The sequence below is a fragment of the Kluyvera genomosp. 2 genome, assembly GCF_036759865.1.
Taxonomy (GTDB): Bacteria; Pseudomonadota; Gammaproteobacteria; order Enterobacterales; family Enterobacteriaceae; genus Kluyvera; species Kluyvera ascorbata_B.
The window spans coordinates 63292-78148 of the sequence record NZ_JAPKIA010000012.1 but is presented as its reverse complement, the minus strand read 5'-3'; the positions used below and the strand labels follow the sequence as shown (position 1 = coordinate 78148).

General features: G+C 55.8%; 14 protein-coding genes. 1 reads left to right on the top strand and 13 read right to left on the bottom strand.

Annotation, left to right across the window (positions count from 1 at the left end):
• Positions 1-16: 16 nt before the first annotated feature.
• The 13 genes from V6942_RS14415 to thpR all read right to left on the bottom strand — a co-directional run bounded on the left by V6942_RS14415 (position 17) and on the right by thpR (position 12267).
• Entirely contained in the window at positions 17-592 is a 576-nt protein-coding gene (locus tag V6942_RS14415; protein ID WP_182929450.1) for a fimbrial-like protein, read from the bottom strand.
• A 6-nt stretch (positions 593-598) separates the two neighbouring features.
• Positions 599-1189, bottom strand: coding sequence for a fimbrial protein (locus tag V6942_RS14410; RefSeq protein ID WP_333501390.1), 591 nt, complete (start codon positions 1187-1189; stop codon positions 599-601).
• A 15-nt stretch (positions 1190-1204) separates the two neighbouring features.
• Positions 1205-1777 (bottom strand): fimbrial protein, encoded by a 573-nt coding sequence (locus tag V6942_RS14405; protein WP_182966183.1) that lies wholly within the window; start codon positions 1775-1777, stop codon positions 1205-1207.
• Positions 1778-1793: 16 nt separating this feature from the next.
• A complete protein-coding gene (locus V6942_RS14400) occupies positions 1794-4394 on the bottom strand; it encodes an outer membrane usher protein (protein WP_333501389.1) in 2601 nt (866 codons plus the stop codon).
• Between the two features lie 29 nt (positions 4395-4423).
• The gene (locus V6942_RS14395; RefSeq protein WP_182929446.1) at positions 4424-5167 is read right to left on the bottom strand and encodes a fimbrial chaperone; all 744 of its coding nucleotides are present in this window, start codon (positions 5165-5167) and stop codon (positions 4424-4426) included.
• An 80-nt stretch (positions 5168-5247) separates the two neighbouring features.
• Positions 5248-5835, bottom strand: coding sequence for a fimbrial protein (locus V6942_RS14390; protein ID WP_182929445.1), 588 nt, complete (start codon positions 5833-5835; stop codon positions 5248-5250).
• 453 nt (positions 5836-6288) lie between these two features.
• Positions 6289-6879 (bottom strand): fimbrial protein, encoded by a 591-nt coding sequence (locus V6942_RS14385; RefSeq protein ID WP_182929444.1) that lies wholly within the window; start codon positions 6877-6879, stop codon positions 6289-6291.
• A gap of 612 nt (positions 6880-7491) precedes the next feature.
• Positions 7492-7971, bottom strand: coding sequence for a 2-amino-4-hydroxy-6-hydroxymethyldihydropteridine diphosphokinase (folK, locus tag V6942_RS14380; RefSeq protein WP_182929443.1), 480 nt, complete (start codon positions 7969-7971; stop codon positions 7492-7494).
• A complete protein-coding gene (gene pcnB, locus V6942_RS14375; RefSeq protein ID WP_106925643.1) occupies positions 7968-9365 on the bottom strand; it encodes a polynucleotide adenylyltransferase PcnB in 1398 nt (465 codons plus the stop codon). Before pcnB ends, folK begins: the two co-directional genes overlap by 4 nt.
• Before the next feature lie 55 nt (positions 9366-9420).
• On the bottom strand, positions 9421-10317 hold the full coding sequence (gluQRS, locus tag V6942_RS14370) for a tRNA glutamyl-Q(34) synthetase GluQRS (protein ID WP_106925513.1): 897 nt from the start codon (positions 10315-10317) through the stop codon (positions 9421-9423).
• A 68-nt stretch (positions 10318-10385) separates the two neighbouring features.
• Positions 10386-10841 carry an RNA polymerase-binding protein DksA gene (gene dksA / locus V6942_RS14365; protein ID WP_001155227.1) on the bottom strand — a complete coding sequence of 152 codons (456 nt, stop codon included), beginning with the start codon at positions 10839-10841 and terminating at the stop codon, positions 10386-10388.
• 156 nt (positions 10842-10997) lie between these two features.
• Positions 10998-11723 (bottom strand): DNA/RNA nuclease SfsA, encoded by a 726-nt coding sequence (gene sfsA, locus V6942_RS14360; protein WP_106925515.1) that lies wholly within the window; start codon positions 11721-11723, stop codon positions 10998-11000.
• 13 nt (positions 11724-11736) lie between these two features.
• Positions 11737-12267 carry an RNA 2',3'-cyclic phosphodiesterase gene (gene thpR, locus V6942_RS14355; RefSeq protein ID WP_182966174.1) on the bottom strand — a complete coding sequence of 177 codons (531 nt, stop codon included), beginning with the start codon at positions 12265-12267 and terminating at the stop codon, positions 11737-11739.
• Between the two features lie 73 nt (positions 12268-12340).
• Here thpR and hrpB point away from each other — a divergent pair, with 73 nt between their 5' ends.
• The gene (gene hrpB, locus V6942_RS14350) at positions 12341-14773 is read left to right on the top strand and encodes an ATP-dependent helicase HrpB (protein ID WP_182966172.1); all 2433 of its coding nucleotides are present in this window, start codon (positions 12341-12343) and stop codon (positions 14771-14773) included.
• Positions 14774-14857 lie beyond the last annotated feature (84 nt).

The following is a 14857-nucleotide window of genomic DNA, read 5'->3' as shown; positions in this document are numbered from 1 at the left end:
TGGCCAATAACGCCTTTTATTCATAATAAACCGACACCAGCACGCTGGACTTTACCGGGCCGCTGACGATGGACTGGCCGGACTGTATTTTCTGCATCCGGGCGTAAAACGAATAGCGGCTGTCGGCGTAGCTGGCGGCGGTAATGTCGTAGCGGCTGCGCGGCGTCCCGTCGGTGTTCATCACGTTGTAAACGTTATTGGCGTCGTTAACCGAGAAAATCACCACTCCCACGTTTTTTGCGCCGTCGGCTTCGTCGTTGGCGAAAATTTGCGTTGAGCCCACGGCGAAGCTGCCGGACAGCGGCGAAAAATGGACGGTGAGCGTTGAGGGCGTTTTACCGCTAACCGGCATACAGTCTTTGACGTGTACGTAGAAGGTGCTGCCGCCTTTATAGAGATCTTCAGCGGTGATGCCGCTGGCAAAATAGTCGATGCCCCAGGTGCCGAGGCTGACCAGCCCGTTATTGTCGACCGAGACCTGACAGGTGGTGTTGACGATGTTGGCTTTGATTTCGACGTCGGTATCGGCCTGGCTCAGCGGGGACAGAAGCAAGAGGCCAACCGCCGCTGCGCCGCACAATAGTTTGCTCATCGCACGTTACTCATAGGTAATGGTAAACAGGCCCTGGGTCGAAAACGAGCCGGTGTGTAAATCAGCAATCATGCTGCCCGAGGCCAGCACGATGCGGGCGCTGAGCGGCCAGACGACGGTGGTGGTATCGCTGGCTTCGGCGAGATCGATTAACTGCTGCGCCGGGCTGGCGCAGCGCAGCTGCTTGCTGCCGCTGGCTTCAGGCATGGCGCCCGTCCAGATTTCCGCTGACACGCCAGCGGCGTCATCGCTGCCGCTCAGCGCGTTGCGAAAACCATTACCGCCGCCGGAGGCACCGTCGCAGCCGGTTTTGGCCGTTAGCGTGACGGTTGCCTGCTTTTTGGCCAGCCCAATGCAGTCGCTGAACACCAGCGAAAAGGGGCGCGATTTGCTCTTATTGACGATCTGTGGAATATAGACGTCGCCCATATCTACAGTCGTATTCGCCGTGCCGCTGTCGTCGTGCAGGGTAGCCAGGCAGGTTGAGGGCGTAATGGTGGTGGAAACCGTTAACTCCAGCGAGTTAGAGCCCGCAAGGCCTGGCGCCGCGTTCAGAAGCAGCGCCAGCGCGGTACACGGCGGTAACAGATATCGCATCAATGCAGCCCTCGGTTATTCATAGGTAAACGTAAAGAGCGCCTTGGCCTGAAAGTCGCCTGGCGTTGGGGTCAGCGAGGTGCTGGCGCGGCGGAAAAAAGCGTTTAGCTCCATACCGTTGGCGATCTGGCTGGCGCTCCAGTCGATTTTTTCCGTGCCGTCGACCTTAAAGCGGCTGCCCTCATCGCTGCCGTTGGGCTTAAAGCCCAGCCCAACGTTTTCGGCGTTGCCGCTGGTGAGCGTGTTTTTCAGCATAAAAAGGGTATTTGACAGCGTGATGCCTTTCACGGTCATCGTTAGCGAGGTGATCTCGTTGTTGCACTCCTTAGGTAGCAATTTAAAGCTGGCCTCGGTGCTGGCGGTGATGTTTAAAAGCTCAGCGATCCCGAAGTTTGGAATGGTGAGATCGTATTGCGTTCCGCTGCCGCTGACCGAGGCATTATTGAGGCTGACGACGCTCATGACGCAGGTGGTCTCTTCAATCACCGCGGTGAAATCCAGGCTTAACCCCTGGGTCGTGGCGAAGCCCGGCGGCGCCAGCAGCGCGGCGGCGAGCGTCAGCGAGCGGATTACGCGGTAAGTTCTCATCCTTGATCCTCGCAATTTATTGCATTTGGCAGGGCACGGCGCCCAGGACGATGGTTTTACCCATCTGCTTGTCGTTGCCCGACGCCACCTGGTAGCGCGCGCGGCAGCGCTGCGTTTGATTCTGCTTACTCCAGCGCACTTCAAGTTCGCCGCTTTCGCCGATGCCGCGTACGAAGGCCTGGCTACCCTGGCCTACCGTGCCCAGCAGGTTGTTGCTGAGATCGTACACTTCGGCGGTGAACGGCACCGGCTGGCGGTCGCTGCGCACCAGGTTGAGAATGGCGGATTTCCCCTGGTCGGTTTCGAATTTGCTGACCACCACCGCGCCGCGTCTGGGGATCACGGTGGCGCTGGTGCTCTTCATTTCAACGTCGTTATCCAGCTCGTTGACATCAAGCGAGACGATATTTTCCCGGTACGGGGTTAATGAACTGCCAATACCGTAACCAAAGCGGTCAACGGTGCTGTTGCCGTAGTCGATACGTGCGCCCTGCGCGCCAGGGGCGTCGATCACCACCAGCGTATCGCTGTCGCCAAAGCTCTGATTACTGAAGGTTAAGCCGCCGCTGTGCAGCACAAAGCCGCCGTCGGTATTTAATGAATACTGACGCGAACTGTCGTTGCTGGCCGACGCCGAGGCGGCGACATTGCCGTAACTGGAGTCGTAGCTGACGTAGGAACTGACGGTGGAGAGGTCTTTGCCCTCTTTTTCCATGTTATATGCGGTGCTAACGCTATAGCTCCAGCGGTTGTCGGCGCTGTAGCCGCTGGCGCTGGTATTAAACTGGTTGCTGCCGTCGAAATCGCTGCTGACGCTGCTGTTCAGCGTACGGAAGCCGCCGCTGTCGCGGTCTGTGCCCAGCAGTTTATCCAGCGGAATGGTCACGCTGAGGTAGACTGAATCGTCGCGATTGTCGTCTTCGTCGTAGGTACGCTGCAGGTTGATGCTATAGCTTGCCCAGCCGATGCTGTTGCTGTAGCCGGCGGAGAAGCTGCTGCGCGAATCATTGGTCACCCAGTAGTCGGCCCAGCTGCCGGTGAGGTACAGCGAACCGTAGTTGATATCCTCATCCTTCAGGCTCTGGTTGAGGCTGATGGTGAACTGGTTTTTCATTCGCGAGTAGTCGTTCATGCCGCGAGCGTTGTCGCCGCTGCTGTGTTCGGCATCGTCAATAATGCTCAGCGCGTCGCTCAGCCCCAGATAATCTTTGGTGGAATAGCGATAGGCGGCAATGTTCAGCGATGTGTCCGTCGGGGCGAAGAACTTGTTCCAGGAAATACGGTAGCTTTGGCCACGGTAGGTTTTGTCATCGGGGATCTCCGCCTGCGATTGCGTCACGTCAAAGGAGATGGCGCCGACGAGGGTGTTCATCCCAACGCCCAGCAGCCCGGCAAAATAGCCGTTGTCGGTGGCCTGAATGCCGCTAAAGCCGGTGAAGGTGCTGTTGAGGCCGTAGTAGAAGGTGCCCTGCGCGAGGCCCGGCTCGTCATGCAGGCTGTCGTCGTTGACCTGGCCGATGCTGATATCCCAGCTGCCGACGCCGGGGTGCATCATTTGTACCAGCGACGAGAAGGCCTGGCTAAAGCTGTGCTTCGAGCCGTCGGCTTCGGTAATGGTGACCTCAAGGTCCGCGCCGTAGCCGGACGGCGAAAGGTCGTCGATCGAAAACGGCCCCGGCGGCACCGTGGTTTCGTAGATTTTGTAGCCGTTCTGCGTGATGGTCACTTTAGCGTTGCTTTTGGCGACGCCGCGAATCGTTGGCGCATAGCTGGCGAGCTGCGGCGGCAGCATCTGCGATTCGCTGTACAGGCGTACGCCGCGCAGGCTGACGGTATCAAAGCTTTCGCCGCTGGTGCTGGCTTCACCGATCACCAGTTGAGAACGCAGCGCGGCAATATCCCGCTGAACGTAGCGGTTCTGGTATTCAATATCGCTGCTGCCGTCTTTTTGCCACGAGTAGTTACCCTGTGCGCGAAAGTGCCATGCGCCAAGGTTGATGCCGCCGTTAAAGCCTGCGTATACGCTGTCTTCATCACCGTAGTCGTTCTGGCTTTTCCAGGCGCTGACGTCGTAAGACAGCATCGCGGCCGGCACGCCGTCATCCCATAGCGATGGATCGACATAGTTCGCGAAGCCTTTTTGCACCCATATTTGCGGTACGCCCACGTCCAGCCGCTGGTCGCCGCCGTCGAAGTTGAGCGTAGACTGAGGGATCGCCAGCGCGAGGTTAAGGCAGCTGTCCGCGCTGTCTTCCCGGGCTAACAGCAGCGCATTGTCGGGCAGGTCATCGGGCATGCGGATATGCAGCAGGCTTAATATTTTTGGCGTTATACAGGCCTGTGTTTTACCTTTTGCGGTTTCAATAAATTCGACTTTTAGCGTGGTCACCAGATCGTTATTGACGTAGCCGCTCACTTCGTAGACGCCGGGGGAGATCGCGTTACCGTTGGAATAACGGCTGAGATCGACCTGGCTGGCGCCTGGCCCCATTAAAAACGAGCTGTCAAACTCTAGCGTTTCATTTTCGGCCCGCGCAGAGAGACTGCCGGACAGGAGGGTAAAGGCAATAAAACGAGTCAGGAGTTTGATCCTGAATTGTGTTGACCGCTGTTTCATTGGCGCATCCGAAGTATTAAATAAAAGCGTTAAATATCCACCTTGCCATTAATGGCGCCGCCAAAATCGCTGATTGCGACATAGCTAATGCTGGTTTTGGCTGGCGTACCGGTTAACCCCGAAATAGTGAAATCAGATTCGCCTTTGGGGGCGACCATTGAGGCCGAAACGGTATATTTTCGCCCGCCGACCATGGCCTCCACTTTATTAAAGGAGACGAAATAACCGGTGGGGTTGGTGACATGAACGACCGGCTTTCCGGCTTTTTGCTGCATCCGCCACTGTAATTTCTGCGGGGCTTCGGCGGCGGTGCCGTCCAGACCTTCGGGGCGATAAAACAGCTTGATGCGCGTGCGGAACGCCAGCTGGAGAATATTTTTCTCTTTAACGTCCTCGTCTTTCATTTTGGGCGGCACTTCCAGCACGTTAAACCAATAGATGCTTTCGCGATCGTTGGGCAACGAGCGGCTGCCGGTGTAGGTAAACTTGACGGTTTGCCCGCGGCCCGGCTCGATACGGGAAACCGGCGGCGTGGCGTTAAAGGGAACGTTGATTGTGCTCGGGTCGGCATTCTGGTTACCGTCGTCCAGCCAGCTTTGTACCAACGCGGGGCGGGAACCTTTATTTTCCAGACGGATAGAAATGTCTTTCTGCGCTTCTTTATAAATAACGCGCGTGCCGGACAGAACGATATCCGCCATCGCTGAAGGTATGACTGAACAGGCAGCAACGGCAGAAAGAGTGAAATAAAGAGAACGACGCATCCTGGTCATTATGATTCCTCCATGGAGATGATTCAGGGGGAATATTGCGCGTTTAAGCGCACGCTACTCCCCCTCTTAGGTATTAACGATTAGTTATAGGTCAAGGTATACGCGGTGTTGGACTTCACGTAGCCCGCCTTGACTGGCACCGCACCGGACTGCTTGACGTAAGAAACGACGAAGTTGTATTTCGCCACGCCGTCGGCGCCGAAGGTGGTATCATGGATATCGGCAGCATCGTTGATTTTGACCTGTTTGTAGGTCAGCGCCGCGCCGGTACCGTCGACCACGTGGATTGCCAGATTCACGCCGCTTGCCGGGCTGCTGATGGAGTCATCGTTATTCAGCGTACCGCTGCTGTTGCTGAAGAAGGTGGACGCCATGCTCAGGTGAGCGTTGGTGTTGGTATTCGATGAGCCGCAGTCTACGGTGATGTAGAACGACTCTGGCTGTACGCCAGCGGCGCCAAGCTGGACGCCCAGATCGGCCTGAATAGCACCCACTTGCGCGGTATTCAGCTGAACCTGACCGTCCTGGCTGCCGCCGTTAACGTGTGGAACGCAGGTGTTATCGCTGACCAGACCGGCGAAATCAACCTGGCCGCCGTCAATGGCAGCAAATGCCGAGGTGGAGGCCGCAGACAGAACGAGAGACAGTGCAATTAACTTTAATTTCATTTAGAAATATCCTTGTTAAAAAAATAAATATTACGTCAAGCCGGCGCAATTATAGAGAATACCCGTGCTGTATAAAAATAACTCACATGGATATTTCCTTCGCTTCTTATTTATTTTGTTAATATATTATGTTTGTGTTAGGCCTAATTATGTTGTTTAAGTGTGATGCTTGTTTAATGTAAGGCTGCTTTTTATGTGAATAATGTATTTTGTACAGTATCTGTATTGTTTTATTTGTGAGGTGAGTTTTTTTACTCACTATTATCTGATTTAAGCATGTTTTATTTTTATTGAATTAGATAATCACATTTCATTTTTTACTATTATAAAAAATGAAATGTGGCTGAAGTTGAACTTAAAAGTTTGAGCGTTCGTCATCCCTTCGTTCATCAATCGCCGTACTTTAAAAAGGAGCTACTTCACTGCGTAAAATAGCCCCTTGAAAGGTCTTAATTAATCGTAAACCAGAGTATATGCGGTATTGGACTTCACGTAGCCCGCCTTGATCTGCACTGCGGTTGACTGCTTAACGTAAGAAACCACGAAGTTAAATTTCGCCACGCCGTCAGCACCAAATTTTTGTTTGTGGACGTCGCTGGTGTTGTTGATTTTAACCTGCTTGTAAGCCAGTGCTGCGCCGGAGCTGTCAACCTCATGAATCGCCAGGTTCACGCCAGCCGCTGGGCTGGAGATGGAATCATCGTTATTCAGCGTACCGTTGCTGTTGCTGAAGAACGTAGAGGCCATGCTCAGGTTGGCATTTGCGTTGGTGTTGCCAGAACCGCAGTCGACGGTGATGTAGAATGATTCCGGCTGTACGCCGGCAGCGCCAAGCTGGACGCCACCATCGGCCTGGATATCTGCCACTTTGGCGGTGTTCAACTGAACCTGGCCATCCTGGCTGCCGCCGTTAACGCGTGGGATGCAGGTATTGTCGCTGACCAGACCGGCAAAATCGATCTGGCCGCCGTCGAGGGCGAATGCAGAAGAGGACAGCAGTGCGGCAGAGACAGCGACCGACAGTGCAATGATGTTTTTCTTCACAACGAATATCCTTATATAGAGTGGTAATAGGTGAATTAAAGCTGTAACAAAATGTTATATTAATTCACGGCTATTAAACCTGATATCGTGCTGGGTTGTAAAATTCACTATATAAATATAAAAATTTTATCCATTGTAATTAAATATGTTATTTTGTTCTTTTATCCCTCAAATAAAGAGATTTTGTCTATGATATTCTCGTTGTCGATCATTTGTTTTGAAAAATACGGGGTAATGTGATGATTTGAGACGATAATTTACGTCGCATATGAATGTTTTGCTGAATAAAATAAAAAAGTGATATAGAAAATTGTTCGGGAAAAGTGAGTTTATTAAAAGGTTTTTCTATGATTTATTTTTGACATTGATGGATATGATGCGTTTAGAATTATTGCATAATGAATTTAAAAAATATTACGCGAAAAGATGACGAATAATGTTTATTATGTAAATTAAACATTAATTGTATTATTTAATATCACACTAAATGTCTTTTTTGTGATGTCCTATTATTACCCTGTGCCTGGTGGCCACGCCAGAAACGCAGCGCGCGCTTTCGCCTTTTCTACCTGTATGTCTGAATCATTGCAGAGAGAATAATCGGTATGCGGTCTACCAGCGGTCGGGGCAGGGCGGGAGCTGGCGTAGGCATTCTGCCAGCGAGCGTCCGTCGTCGGGGAAATGCAGCTCAGGGGCAATTTCAAACAGCGGCCACAGCATAAAACCCCGGTTTTTCATGTCGTAATGGGGGACGGTCAGGCGCTCGGTACGGATGACCTCATCACCGAACAGCATAATATCGAGATCCAGCGTGCGCGGCCCCCAGCGCTCGGCTTTGCGCACGCGCCCCTGCTGCAGCTCAATACGTTGAGTATGATCCAGCAGTGCTTCGGCGGCGAGAGTGGTTTCCAGCGCTACGGTGGCGTTCAGATAATCAGGCTGATCCTGCGGGCCTAATGGCGGTGTGCGGTAATACGAGGAGACCGCCACGATACGGCTGTCGGGGATGTTGCCGATCGCTTGCACGGCAGCATTAACCTGCTCCAGCGGAGAGGCTAAATTACTGCCGAGCGCAATATAAGCGAGGGTCATGAAGAGCCTTCACGACGCGGCGCGCGTTTACGCGGGCGGCGATGGCGACGGCGAGCGTCAGGCTCATCGCCCAGATCGTTGAGCATCTCTTTCTGTGCCGGCGGCGCAACCACCTGAAACTCGCTCCACCACTGGGACAGACGCTGTAATTCGCCGTTGTGTTCAGCTTCGGCACGCAGCGCCAGCAGATCGTAGGCCGCGCGGAATTTCGGGTGCTCCATGAGCTTCCACGCGCGCTTGCCCTGACGGCGCGACATGCGCAGCTGCAGCTGCCAGATATCCCGCACCAGGGTGGTAATACGTTTTGGAATGGCCAGCGAACGGCAGGCTTCGTCCAGCACTTCATTCATGGCCAGCGCAAAGGCGTCGTAGTAGGCCAGCCCGCTCTCCTGGGCAATTTTCTGTGCCATTTCGAGCAGCGGATACCAGAACATCGCGGCGAACAAGAACGCCGGGTTAACGCGCATATCGTTGTGAATACGGTTATCGGTGTTCTTCAGCACCTGCGCGATGATGCGCTCCATCGGGCTATCGCCGTCTTCGGTGAAGTAGCGGGTGATGGTCGGGAACAGCGGCTGGAACAGGTTGTATTCGCACAGCAGCTTGTAGGTGTCGTAACCATAGCCCGCCTGTAACAGCTTCAGCGCTTCTTCAAACAGGCGCGCCGGCGGCACGTCGTTCATCAGGGTGGCCAGACGCGGAATCGGCTCGGCGGTTTCCGGGCTGATGCGCATACTCAGCTTCGCGGCAAAGCGTACGGCGCGCAGCATACGCACCGGGTCTTCGCGGTAGCGGGTTTCCGGATCGCCGATCAGGCGAATCACGCCGTCGCTGAGATCCTGCATGCCGCCAACGTAATCGCGTACGGTAAAGTCGGCAACGCTGTAATAAAGGCTGTTGATGGTAAAGTCGCGGCGCTGGGCGTCTTCTTCGATGGAACCGAAGATATTGTCGCGCAGCAGCATACCGTTTTGACCGCGCTGCGAGGTGGCGCGATCGGACTGACCATCTTCATGATGCCCGCGGAAAGTCGCGACTTCGATGATTTCCGGGCCGAACATGACGTGGGCCAGGCGGAAGCGACGGCCAACCAGGCGGCAGTTGCGGAACAGTTTACGTACCTGCTCGGGCGTGGCGCTGGTGGTGACGTCAAAATCTTTGGGTTTTTTGCCTAACAGCAGGTCGCGGACGCCGCCGCCGACGAGGTAAGCCTCGTAGCCTGCTTTATTCAGACGATAAAGAACCTTGAGGGCGTTCTCGCTGATATCTTTGCGGGAAATAGCGTGCTGCTCGCGCGGAATGACAGTCATAGCAGGTTTCACGATGGCGTTTTCAGCCTCGCTCTCCTCACGGCTTAGCACCTTGCGGCAAAAATTAGCGACTCGGGTAAAAATGGTGCACCTCGGTAATATCAGAATCCAGGACAAAAAAATAGCGGCTAATCATAGCTCAGCATGACGCGTTTGAGAATGGCGGATTGATCTTCGCCGTCTCAGGTACTGACGTTAGCGACCACTGAGCGACCGCATTTTGCAATAAATCGGCCGTGCTAAAATCCTGCCACTGGTCAGTTACCGGCTGGCCTAAAAAACGCAGCGCCGCAATGAGTATCGGGCGCGGGTCGCCGGTAGGTAAAGCAGGTGCATGATTTTGCTTCGAAAGTTTAGCACCTTCTTCATTCAATGCCAGCGGCAGGTGAATGTAGTCCGGTACGGGCCAGCCAAACTGCTGGTACAGGGAAATCTGCCTGACGGTCGGTGCGATAAGGTCTGCGCCGCGCACAATCTCGGTGACGCCCTGGAAATGGTCATCCACCACCACCGCGAGATTATAGGCAAATAACCCATCACGGCGATGAATAATAAAATCTTCCCGCGCCAGACGTTCATCGGCGGTCAGGCGACCGCGCAGTAAATCGGTAAATGCCATCACCGGATGGGACTGACGCAGGCGCAGCGCAGCGTTTTGCGGGCCGTTGTGTCGGTCACGGCAGTAGCCGTCATAGGTGCCGCCAATCTGCTGAATTCGCGCGCGCGTGCAGGTGCAGTAGTAGCACAGGTTCTGGTTTTTCAGCCACGCCAGCGCTTCTCGGTAGGCGTCGTGGCGCTGCGATTGCCACAGCACGTCGCCGTCCCAGTGCAGGCCGTAATGTTCCAGTTGATGCAAAATGGTGGTTGCAGCACCGGGAACTTCACGAGGGGGATCGATATCTTCGATGCGCACTCGCCAGATGCCCTGCTGAGCGCGAGCCTGGAGGTAGCTGCCTAACGCGGCAATTAACGAGCCGAAATGCAGCTCACCGGAAGGAGAGGGGGCAAATCGCCCGATGTAAGATTGTGATGACATGTTGATAGCAATAAAAACAACAAGGCGGGAAATGACTCCCGCCTTGAAGATAGAGTGTGAGCTTTCTGTTAGCCTGCCATCTGCTTTTCGCGGATTTCTGCCAGCGTTTTGCAGTCAATGCACAGGTCTGCCGTTGGACGCGCTTCCAGACGACGAATGCCAATTTCCACACCGCAAGATTCGCAGTAGCCGAAATCTTCGTCTTCCACTTTCTTCAACGTCTTCTCGATCTTTTTGATCAGCTTGCGTTCACGGTCGCGGTTACGCAGCTCGAGGCTGAACTCTTCTTCCTGCGCGGCACGGTCAACCGGATCCGGGAAGTTTGCAGCTTCGTCCTGCATGTGTGTAACGGTGCGATCGACTTCATCCCTAAGTTGATTACGCCATGCTTCAAGAATACGCCTGAAGTGCGCCAGCTGGGCTTCGTTCATATACTCTTCGCCTGGCTTCTCTTGGTATGGCTCCACCCCAGCGATGGCGAGAATACTCAGGGACGATGTTTTACGGTTTTGCCCTTCTTGCATGTTGCTTCTCCTTAACACGCACTATCGATCCCCGTGTTCGGGGGAAAAATCAGGCCGCTATAAATAGCAGATGCTTTTCCGGATGGCAATTATCTAAACGTAACACTTGACAATGCTGTGAGGAAAAGCGTATTTGCGCCGCAGCCCGAACACTTTCTACTCAACTTCTTCACCCCGCGATAACGAGACGGGTAACGGCGATATCAGAGTCATATTATCGGCAGAAAGTTCCGCCTTATAAGCTAAAACTTCCACCCCCTGTTTCTGTGCTTCTTGTAACAACTCTGCGTATTTAGCATCAATATGGTGCGCTGGAGAGAAATATTCAATGGCTGAGTGCAATATTGCAAACAGCAAAACGGCGCGTTCACCGCCCGCCACAACGCTCATCAGCTCGCGTAGATGCTTTTGTCCGCGCACGGTGACGGCGTCAGGAAAATAGCCGAATTCATTTTCTGCAAGTGTGACTGACTTCACTTCAATATAGCAGGTAGGACGATCATCTGCCTGTAACATGATGTCTATTCGACTGCCTTCCTCACCATATTTCACTTCGCTTTTCAGCGTGTTGTAACCGGTAAGTTCAGGAATACGTCCGGATAAAATAGCGTCTTTTGCTAAGCTATTTGCCCGTAACGTATTTACACAAATAAAATCCCCTTTTTGTGTCTGGGTTAATTCCCAGCTGTGGGGATATTTGCGCTTAGTATTTTCTGACGTGGAATACCAAACGGTATCGCCGGGCGTCGCGCAGCCGGTCATTGCGCCGGTATTGGCGCAATGAAGCGTAAAGGTTTCGCCTGCTGGGGTAACGACGTCAGCGAGAAAACGTTTATAGCGTTTGATCAGCGTGGCGGACTTAAGCGGGGGGATAAACTGCATCAGGTTTCCTTAATTATTCGCTGAGCGTCCAGCGCTGCAAAGGCGTGTAGCGGGTGCGGTGACCGACGACGCGTGATTCGTAGAGCACAAACTCGGTGACCGGAATCTCCCAGTGAAAGCCGGGGGGCGGAATGGGGACCGCCTGCGCGGCGTGGCGCAGCAGCGTCAGGTGCGGGTGGAACGGCTGCGGGCTCTGATAGCAGCCGCTGCGTGCGGCCTGGGCGCGCAGCATATTCGCCAGCTGCAGCAGCCCGCGCGGCGGCTGACGCGTACCGAGCCACACCACTCGCGAGCGCAGCCACTGCCCGGCATCGTCCAGGTGCAGCGTAAAACCCGGCTGACGAATGCGTCCGGCCATGGCGGTCAGCGCCCGCTGTTTTTCCGCGCTGACCTCGCCGAGAAACGCCAGCGTCATATGCATATTGGCGGCGACGACCGGCACGCCCGCATCGGCGGGGAAACGCTCGGCGCGCCATTGCACCAGCTGTTTCTGGATCTTCGGCGGGATAGCAATGGCGAAAAACAGTCTTTTTGACTCAGACATGGTGGGTACTCGGTTATGAATTGTGGCGATGCTACAATGTACGCCGTTTAATGTTAACCCTCTGGAGCTATTCGTGTCCTTGTTGCCGGTCGCCAGCGTCCTTCCTGAACTCCTTCATGCCTTACGCCATGCCCCGCAGGTGCTGTTAAATGCGCCAACGGGCGCGGGTAAATCGACCTGGCTGCCGCTGCAAATTTTGCACGATGGCGGTATCGACGGGCGCATTCTGCTGCTGGAGCCGCGTCGCCTGGCGGCGCGCAACGTTGCGCAGCGGCTGGCTGAACTGTTGAATGAAAAACCAGGCGAAACGGTCGGCTATCGGATGCGTGCGGAAACCTGCGTCGGGCCGAATACCCGGCTCGAAGTGGTGACCGAAGGGATCCTGACGCGCATGATCCAGCACGATCCCGAACTGTCCGGCGTGGGGCTGGTGATCCTTGATGAATTCCACGAGCGCAGTCTGCAGGCGGATTTGGCGCTGGCGCTGCTGCTCGACGTTCAGCAGGGGCTGCGTGACGATCTCAAACTGCTGATTATGTCGGCAACGCTGGACAACGAGCGGCTTCAACGCCTGCTGGCAGAGGCACCGACGATTGTGTCTGAAGGCCGGGCCTACCCGGTCGAGCGCCGTTACCAGTCGCTGCCCGCACAGCTGCGTTTTGACGAGGCCGTGGCGATAGCGACTGCCGAGCTGCTGCGCAACGAGAGCGGTTCGCTGCTGCTGTTTTTGCCCGGCGTCGGTGAAATTCAACGGGTGCAGGAGCACCTGACTGAGCGGGTGGCTGATGATGTACTGCTGTGTCCTTTATACGGTGCGCTGCCGCTAAATGCGCAGCGGCAGGCGATTTTGCCCGCCCCACCGGGAAAACGAAAAGTGGTGCTGGCGACCAATATCGCCGAAACCAGCTTGACGATAGAAGGCATTCGTCTGGTGGTGGACAGCGCTCAGGAACGCGTGGCGCGCTTTGATGCGCGTACGGGGCTAACGCGACTGGTGACGCAGCGCGTCAGCCAGGCGTCAATGACCCAGCGTGCAGGCCGCGCGGGGCGTTTGGCGCCCGGGGTCTGCGTGCATCTGCTGGCGAAAGAACAGGCTGAACGCGCCAGCGCGCAGAGCGACGCGGAAATCTTGCAAAGCGATCTTTCCGCACTGTTGCTGGATGTGTTGCAGTGGGGCTGCGCCGATCCGTCGCAGCTTCGCTGGCTGGATATGCCACCGGCGGCAAACCTGGCGGCGGCGCGCCGTCTGCTAACGCAGCTGCAGGCGCTGGACGGTGAACGCCTGACGGCAAAAGGGCAGAAGATGGCGGCGCTCGGCAACGATCCGCGACTGGCGGCCATGCTGGTGGCCGCAGAGAGTGATGATGAGGTGGCGACGGCAGCCCGGCTGGCGGCGATTCTCGAAGAACCGCCGCGCGGTGCCAGCAGCGACCTGCTACTGGCGTTTTCCCGCCCGCAGGGGAACTGGCAGCAGCGCAGCCAGCAGCTGTGCAAGCGCCTGAACCGCCGCGCCGGGCAGGCCGACGTTGATGCCGTTGCGCCGCTGCTGGCGCAGGGCTTTCCCGATCGTATCGCGCGTCGACGCGGGCTGGAGGGGCGCTACCAGCTGGCAAACGGTATGGGGGCGATGCTCAACGCCGACGACGCGTTAGGCCGTCACGAGTGGCTGATTGCGCCGCTGCTGCTACAGGGGAATGCCTCGCCGGACGCGCGTATTTTGCAAGCCTGCGCGGTGGAGATTGACGGGCTGGTCAGCCGCTGTCCGGTGCTGTTACACCAATCTGACACCATTGAATGGGATGATGCGCAGGGGACGCTAAAAGCGCTGCGCCGCAGCCAGATAGGCCAGTTGACGCTCAGCGTGCGGCCACTGGCGAAGCCGTCCGAAAACGAATTACACCAGGCGATGCTCACCGGTATTCGTGAGAAGGGGTTAAGCGTGCTGAACTGGACGAACGAAGCGGAACAGCTACGCTTGCGGTTACGGTGCGCGGCGCGCTGGCTGCCGGAGGATGACTGGCCTGCGGTGGATGATGCCTCGTTGCTGGCCGCGCTGGAAAGCTGGCTGCTGCCGCATATGAGCGGCGTGCATTCGCTACGCAGCCTGAAATCGCTCGATCTGCGCCAGGCGCTGCTCGATTGGTTGCCCTGGTCATTACGACAACGTCTGGATAGTCAGCTGCCAACTCATTACACTGTGCCGACGGGAAGTCGTATTGCGATTCGCTACGACGAAGATAACCCACCGGCGCTGGCCGTGCGGATGCAGGAGATGTTTGGTGAAGCCCGTACGCCCACTATCGCGGAAGGCCGCGTGGCGCTGGTGCTTGAGCTGCTGTCACCGGCGCAGCGGCCGCTGCAAATCACGCGCGATTTAAGCGCGTTCTGGCAGGGGGCATACCGCGAGGTGCAAAAAGAGATGAAAGGGCGTTATCCGAAGCACGTCTGGCCGGATGACCCGGCGAATACCGCACCAACGCGGCGGACGAAGAAGTATTCCGCCTGATGGCGCTACGCTTATCAGGCCTACCGAGGCACATGCTTTCGTAGGCCGGATAAGGCAACGCCGCCATCCGGCAAAACTGCGGTT

What these genes read in the sequence shown, in the direction of transcription:
- V6942_RS14415 (WP_182929450.1), bottom strand. Translation starts at nt 592, where the DNA reads ATGAGCAAACTATTGTGCGGCGCAGCGGCGGTTGGCCTCTTGCTTCTG.
- V6942_RS14410 (WP_333501390.1), bottom strand. Translation starts at nt 1,189, where the DNA reads ATGCGATATCTGTTACCGCCGTGTACCGCGCTGGCGCTGCTTCTGAAC.
- V6942_RS14405 (WP_182966183.1), bottom strand. Translation starts at nt 1,777, where the DNA reads ATGAGAACTTACCGCGTAATCCGCTCGCTGACGCTCGCCGCCGCGCTG.
- V6942_RS14400 (WP_333501389.1), bottom strand. Translation starts at nt 4,394, where the DNA reads ATGAAACAGCGGTCAACACAATTCAGGATCAAACTCCTGACTCGTTTT.
- V6942_RS14395 (WP_182929446.1), bottom strand. Translation starts at nt 5,167, where the DNA reads ATGACCAGGATGCGTCGTTCTCTTTATTTCACTCTTTCTGCCGTTGCT.
- V6942_RS14390 (WP_182929445.1), bottom strand. Translation starts at nt 5,835, where the DNA reads ATGAAATTAAAGTTAATTGCACTGTCTCTCGTTCTGTCTGCGGCCTCC.
- folK (WP_182929443.1), bottom strand. Translation starts at nt 7,971, where the DNA reads ATGACCCTCGCTTATATTGCGCTCGGCAGTAATTTAGCCTCTCCGCTG.
- gluQRS (WP_106925513.1), bottom strand. Translation starts at nt 10,317, where the DNA reads ATGTCATCACAATCTTACATCGGGCGATTTGCCCCCTCTCCTTCCGGT.
- dksA (WP_001155227.1), bottom strand. Translation starts at nt 10,841, where the DNA reads ATGCAAGAAGGGCAAAACCGTAAAACATCGTCCCTGAGTATTCTCGCC.
- sfsA (WP_106925515.1), bottom strand. Translation starts at nt 11,723, where the DNA reads ATGCAGTTTATCCCCCCGCTTAAGTCCGCCACGCTGATCAAACGCTAT.
- thpR (WP_182966174.1), bottom strand. Translation starts at nt 12,267, where the DNA reads ATGTCTGAGTCAAAAAGACTGTTTTTCGCCATTGCTATCCCGCCGAAG.